Genomic DNA, 5,511 nt, shown 5'->3' on the forward strand with positions numbered 1-5,511 from the left:
GGGGGCGGGTCAGGGCAAGATGGGCATCATGCGCATCGGAGTCTTGACCGGAGGCGGAGACTGCCCTGGCCTGAATGCCGTGATTCGTGCCGTCGTTCGTACCGCGAACGGACGGTGGGGGGATGCGATCGTCGGGTTCCAGGACGGCTGGCGGGGACTACTCGAGGATCGGAAGATCCACATCCTCAACAATGACCGCACCGACCGGCTGCTCACCAAGGGCGGCACCATTCTCGGCACCGCGCGCACCAATCCGGATGTGCTGCGCGCCGGACTCGGCCGGATCAAGCAGACCCTCGACGACAACGGCATCGACGCGCTCATCCCGATCGGCGGCGAGGGCACGCTGACCGCGGCCTCCTGGCTGGCCGACGAGGGCGTGCCGGTGGTCGGCGTGCCCAAGACCATCGACAACGACATCGACTGCACCGACACCACCTTCGGCCACGACACCGCGGTCGCCATCGCCACCGAGGCCATCGACCGGCTGCACACCACCGCCGAATCGCATCAGCGCGTCATGCTGGTCGAGGTGATGGGGCGGCACGCGGGCTGGATCGCCATCAACTCCGGCATCGCCGCCGGCGCGCACCTGACCCTGGTGCCCGAGGTGCCGTTCGACGTGGACGAGGTCTGCGCCATGGTGAAACGGCGCTTCCAGCGCGGGGATTCGCATTTCATCTGCGTGGTGGCCGAGGGCGCGCAGCCCGATCCCAAGTCCATGTCGCTGCGGGACGGCGGGGTCGACGAATTCGGGCATGTCCGGTTCACCGGTGTGGCACAGCAACTCGCGCCCGAGATCGAGCGGCGCATCGGCAAGGAAGTGCGGGTGACCGTGCTCGGCCACGTCCAGCGCGGCGGCACGCCGACCTCGTTCGACCGGGTGCTGGCAACGCGTTTCGGGGTGCACGCGGCGGAAGCGGTGCACGCCGGGCAATTCGGGCAGATGGTGTCGCTGAAGGGCAATGAGATCGAGCTCGTGCCGCTGTCGGAGGCGACCAAGCAGCTCAAGCTGGTGCCGCCGGAGCGGTACCGGGAGGCGGCCGCCTTCTTCGGCTGAGCGAGCCGAGAAACGCTGCGCCACACGCGCCTACGTCACGGCCCCCGCTCTACGGAGCGGGGGCCGTTCGCATACCCGGGGGTGTATATATCGAATCCGGGGCCGGTCAGTCGTCGCGGTGCTGGGCGTAGTGCCGGGCCGCGCGGGCGCGATTGCCGCAGGCCACCGAGCACCACTCCTGGCGCGGATGGGATTTCAGGAAGTAGCGCACGCAGCGCGGCGCGGGGCAGGTGCGGATCTGGGCGGCCTCGGGGCCGGTGAAGAATTCGATGGTGGCATCGGCCAGGCCCGCCATGACGGTGTCCACGTCGCTGGTGCTGAGCAGCCGGTGCTCGGCGTGCGGGCCGTCGCCGTCCCACTCCAGTAGCCGCAGCGCGGGGGCGGTGGCGCGGTTCACGGCGGCCAGCGCGTCGGGGAAGGCGGGCAGCACCGCGGCGTCGGCGGAGCTGGGCGGTTGGGGCGCAACGCATTCCGCGAACAGGGCGCGCACGTTCTGGCGCAGGTCGACCAGCGCGGTGCGGTCGGCCTCGCTGGGCAGATAGCCCTCGAGGTCCAGGTAGACGCCGAGGTGCTCGGCATTGGAGACCAGCCAATCCCGGGTGGATTCGGGGGTGGCGAACGCATCGGTCAGTCCGCGGCTGGTGGCGCGGATGGTGTTCGCCAATCGGAGTGCCAAGGGATCGACCATGTTTCCGATTCTAACGGGTATTGAATTCGCGTGCCATGATGTTCTAACGTGAAGAAGCAAGATCTTCCGTTAGAAAGGTTGAGAGACATGATCACTCCGATCGAGCACGCTCCCCTGCTGGACGAGGTCCGCAAGCGCATGGGGCGGGTGCCGAACATGACCAAGGTGATGGCCAATTCGTCCGCGGTACTGGAGGGTTACCTCGGGCTGTCCGGCGCGCTGAAGAAGGGCACGCTGCCGCCCGCCACCTCCGAGCGCATCGCGCTCACCGTCGGCGCGGCCAATGACTGCGGCTACTGCGTCGCGGCGCACACCTTCACCGGCAAGCGGGTCGCCAAGTTGAGCGACGCCGAGATCGAGGCCGCCAAGCAGGGCACCTCCGCGGACGCGAAAGAGGCTGCCGCCGTTGCCTTCGCCCGCGAGTTGACCGAGAGCCGCGGCAAGGCCGATCCGGCCGAGGCGCTGGCCGCGGGCTGGACCCAGGAGCAGGTGCTCGAGATCGTCGCCCTGGTCGCCCTGCAGACCCTGACCAACTACGTCAACAAGGTCGGCGAGACCGAGAACGACTGGCCCGCCGCGTAATCCGCCCGTTCCCCGCCACCGAGAGCCTTTGCAGAAGGTCGAAGATCATGAACGCCGTCAAGGCCGCCACCCCACTGAACGCGCAGGTCCTGAAGAGCCTGCTGCGCAACGGCATTGTCATCCGCGCACTGGCGCTGGCCGTCGCGACCATTGTCCTGATCGCGCTGCGCCACCCCACCTGGGTCCCCTACTCGGTGAGCGCCTACGCCATCTGGAACGCCGCCGCGGTCACCCTCGCCTCGGCCCGCGCCGCCCGCTCGGCCTGAATCCCCGAATCCCGCGAATCCCCCTGACCGTCACCGGATCCCCGCCGGGCTCGGGCTCAGTTGTCGAACCGCCCGGCGGCCAGGGCGGCGGTGAAGCGGTCCCAGTCCGCGGGCGGGAAGATCAACGCCGGACCGGTCGGGTTCTTACTGTCGCGGACTCCGACTCCGGTGGATAGGAACGCGATTTCGACGCACTCCTTGGCGCCGGTGCTGCGGGCGCTCTTGAACCACCGGGCGCCGGGTTCGACGGTCACGTCGCGTACTCCTTCGCTGCCCTCCGCAGGAGGTCTCTGCTGGTCGTCTCGTCCAGCGCGGCGCGCTGGATCGATTGGTATGCCTCGCGGTACCGGTCGACCGCGGCCTGCTTCTCCAGATACAGGTCGCCGAGGAAGTTCTCCAGGTAGACGACCGTGGGTTCGACGGGTCGATTGCCGGCGTCCCGGCCGAACTCCAGGATCACGAACGGGCCGACGGTATGACCGATCGGCACACCCGCCGCAAAGGGTAGTACACGAACAGCGATCGCCGGCAGTGTCGACAGATCCGCCACGCGCCGCAATTGGGCCGCCATGATGCGCGGACCGCCGACAACGCGACGTAATGCGGTTTCGTGCACCACGACATCGAAGGAGGCGGGACTTCGCTTGCGCGTCAAGAGGCTTTGACGCCGCATCTTCAACTGGACCCTCCGGTCCAGTTGGTCGGGTGCAGCATCCGGCCAGTAATCGTTGATCAACACCCGTGCGTACTCGGCGGTCTGCAGCAGGCCCGGAATGATCTCCGGCTGATAGGAGATGAGGGCGCGGGCCGAAGCCTCCAGGCCCACATACACATTGAAACCCTCGGGAATCAGATCGTCGTACTCGTGCCACCAGGACTTGACGCTGGCCTGTTGCGCGAGGCCGGTCAGCGCCGAGCTGAACTCGTCGTCGAAGTCGTAGATGCGACACAGTTCCCGGACGTCGAGGACCCGGATCTTCTCGGCATTACCGGTTTCGAGTCGCTGCAGCTTGGACTCGCTCCACTCCATCAGCGCCGCTGCCTCGGCGATCGTCATATTGCACTGCATTCGGCCTTCGCGCAGATATCGCCCCAGCTGACGACGCGGCAAAGTCGAACCATGCTCGGACATCGAATCCTCCCCCACGAAGGCTGTTTTCGGTCACTGCGAATGATGCTCCCACGCGATATGAATGCTGACCTGGAGCTTTCGGAAAGTTTCCCACCGCGGCGAGGCTTCGATTGTCGGTTCGCCGAAACGGTGCTGGACTGGAGTCGCGCCCGGTGAGAACCGGAGCCCTGATATCTCTGGACCCACTCGTCCCCGAGCCGGGCGCACCCCCTCTCCCACTCCCCGAAATCCTGACCAGGCGTGACAACGCGGCCGATACCGGCGTGGCACACCACGAATCCCGTTACGCTTGCGGGAGGCCCGGCGCAGGCGCGCCGCATGCCGAGCACCAGCACCGGACCGCGAACTGTTCAGCCCCCCTGCGCTGCCCCAGTGGAAACCATGATGTTTCTTCTGTTCGACTGCACGATGGACCCCGGCGATCTGGGCCTCCCCGACGCCCACCAGGCCATGCAGATTCACAAGTACTGCACCGTGGACAACTGCCTGGTCCGCCGCCGCGCCCGCCAAATCCTCGTCGACAGAGGCCAAATGGTCCTGCGCACCGACGCCACCCTCTTCCCCGGCACCTGACCCATCCCGACCGGTCCCGACCTAACCGGAAACCAGCACCACCGCGACCACAACCATCAACACCAACGCCACCACCGCCAGCCCCAACACCACCAACGCGGTCACCTGCGACGCCTCCGCCCGCTGCGACGTCGGAATCAACCCCGGCCGCACCACATTCGGCCCGAACGCACCGTGCGGCGCCCCATACCCGGACCCACCGGGCACCACCGCACCGTAAGCCCCGTACCCTGGCCCATCCGCCGGAACCGGCACCCCGGCCGCCGAGTCCGGAGTCGGCGATCCGATCTCGCTCCCCGAAACCTGCTCCGGCGCACTGGACTCCGCCGCCGCGGCGCCGACGGAAGCCGTCTCGCTGGTGTCCCCCTCGCCGCTCACAGCGGGGGCCGTGTCCGCCTCGGCCATCCCACCGGCGTCGGCGGCGGCGCTCACCTCGGCCGCGGCCCGGACGTCACCGCGCCCCAGCGGCACGAACGCGCCCGAATTCGGATGTCGCGACACGCCACTCGATTCGACCTCGGCAGCAACGAAATCCGTCGAGCCGGTGGCCGACTCCGCCGCCGCACCGCCCGGCGACTCATCGCCGGGCGAGCCCGACGTGCCCCCGTGCGCGCTGACCGAGACCGGCCGCGCCAGCGCCGTCAGCGGCTCGGCCACAAGCTCGGCAAAGCCGGGCGAATCGGGCGAATCCTCTTCCCCCGCTGCGGAGGCCGAGGCGGTACGCGAATCGCCCTCGAGGCCGGCGGGCCGCTCGGTCTCACCACCGGAAACATCACCTGCCTTCGATGGTTCGACACCGCGCCCAGAGCGCTCGGCGTCCAGCCCGGCCGACCCGGCAGGCGAGGAACCCTCGACCGGTGCCGGGCTCACTCCGGCGCCGCCGGGCTGCGCCAGGATTTCTGTGGGCGCGGCCGAAGCCTCCTGTCGGCCGGTTGAAACCACCGGCTGCGGCACGATATCGGTCGGCCGCTGTGACGGGTCGTCCGACGGTGGCGCGGGTTGCGGGCGATTCGTCGGACCGGAGCCGACCTGCTCCGGCATCGGCTGCTTCGGGATCGGCCCGGCAACCTGCTGCTGCGCACCGTAATTGGCGGGCGCGGGTTCCTGGCCGGGCGGATACGGCCGGGCGGTGGGGCCGGAATTCACGCGTTCCGTGTCTTGTGGCCACCCCGTGGGCGGCGGGGGCGGCGGATAAGCGGCGATTGCGCCC

General features: G+C 68.6%; 8 protein-coding genes. 4 read left to right on the forward strand and 4 right to left on the reverse strand.

From position 1 onward, the window contains the following. Window positions 1-28: 28 nt before the first annotated feature. Window positions 29-1,060 (forward strand): ATP-dependent 6-phosphofructokinase, encoded by a 1,032-nt coding sequence (locus tag ACAM49_RS38510; RefSeq protein ID WP_369640460.1) that lies wholly within the window; start codon window positions 29-31, stop codon window positions 1,058-1,060. A 106-nt stretch (window positions 1,061-1,166) separates the two neighbouring features. On the opposite strand, the gene ACAM49_RS38515 is transcribed toward ACAM49_RS38510, so the two are convergent. Continuing rightward, the gene (locus ACAM49_RS38515; RefSeq protein WP_369640454.1) at window positions 1,167-1,748 is read right to left on the reverse strand and encodes an ABATE domain-containing protein; all 582 of its coding nucleotides are present in this window, start codon (window positions 1,746-1,748) and stop codon (window positions 1,167-1,169) included. 87 nt (window positions 1,749-1,835) lie between these two features. Between ACAM49_RS38515 and ACAM49_RS38520 the strand changes: the two genes are divergently transcribed. Then, window positions 1,836-2,330, forward strand: a complete 495-nt coding sequence (locus ACAM49_RS38520) for a carboxymuconolactone decarboxylase family protein (protein ID WP_369640455.1) — start codon at window positions 1,836-1,838, stop codon at window positions 2,328-2,330. Between the two features lie 47 nt (window positions 2,331-2,377). Further along, window positions 2,378-2,596 (forward strand): hypothetical protein, encoded by a 219-nt coding sequence (locus ACAM49_RS38525; protein ID WP_369640456.1) that lies wholly within the window; start codon window positions 2,378-2,380, stop codon window positions 2,594-2,596. Between the two features lie 56 nt (window positions 2,597-2,652). Here ACAM49_RS38525 and ACAM49_RS38530 read toward each other — a convergent pair whose 3' ends face one another. Further along, window positions 2,653-2,850, reverse strand: coding sequence for a DUF397 domain-containing protein (locus ACAM49_RS38530; RefSeq protein ID WP_369640457.1), 198 nt, complete (start codon window positions 2,848-2,850; stop codon window positions 2,653-2,655). Beyond that, a complete protein-coding gene (locus ACAM49_RS38535; protein WP_040811200.1) occupies window positions 2,847-3,728 on the reverse strand; it encodes a helix-turn-helix transcriptional regulator in 882 nt (293 codons plus the stop codon). The genes ACAM49_RS38530 and ACAM49_RS38535 overlap by 4 nt, the downstream gene beginning before the upstream one ends. Window positions 3,729-4,109: 381 nt before the next feature. Here ACAM49_RS38535 and ACAM49_RS38540 point away from each other — a divergent pair, with 381 nt between their 5' ends. Beyond that, entirely contained in the window at window positions 4,110-4,301 is a 192-nt protein-coding gene (locus ACAM49_RS38540; protein ID WP_369640458.1) for a hypothetical protein, read from the forward strand. Between the two features lie 21 nt (window positions 4,302-4,322). On the opposite strand, the gene ACAM49_RS38545 is transcribed toward ACAM49_RS38540, so the two are convergent. After that, on the reverse strand, window positions 4,323-5,511 hold a 1,189-nt coding region (locus ACAM49_RS38545; RefSeq protein WP_369640459.1), incomplete at its 5' end, for a hypothetical protein.

Source organism: Nocardia sp. JMUB6875 (assembly GCF_041154655.1).
Classification (GTDB): Bacteria; Actinomycetota; Actinomycetes; order Mycobacteriales; family Mycobacteriaceae; genus Nocardia.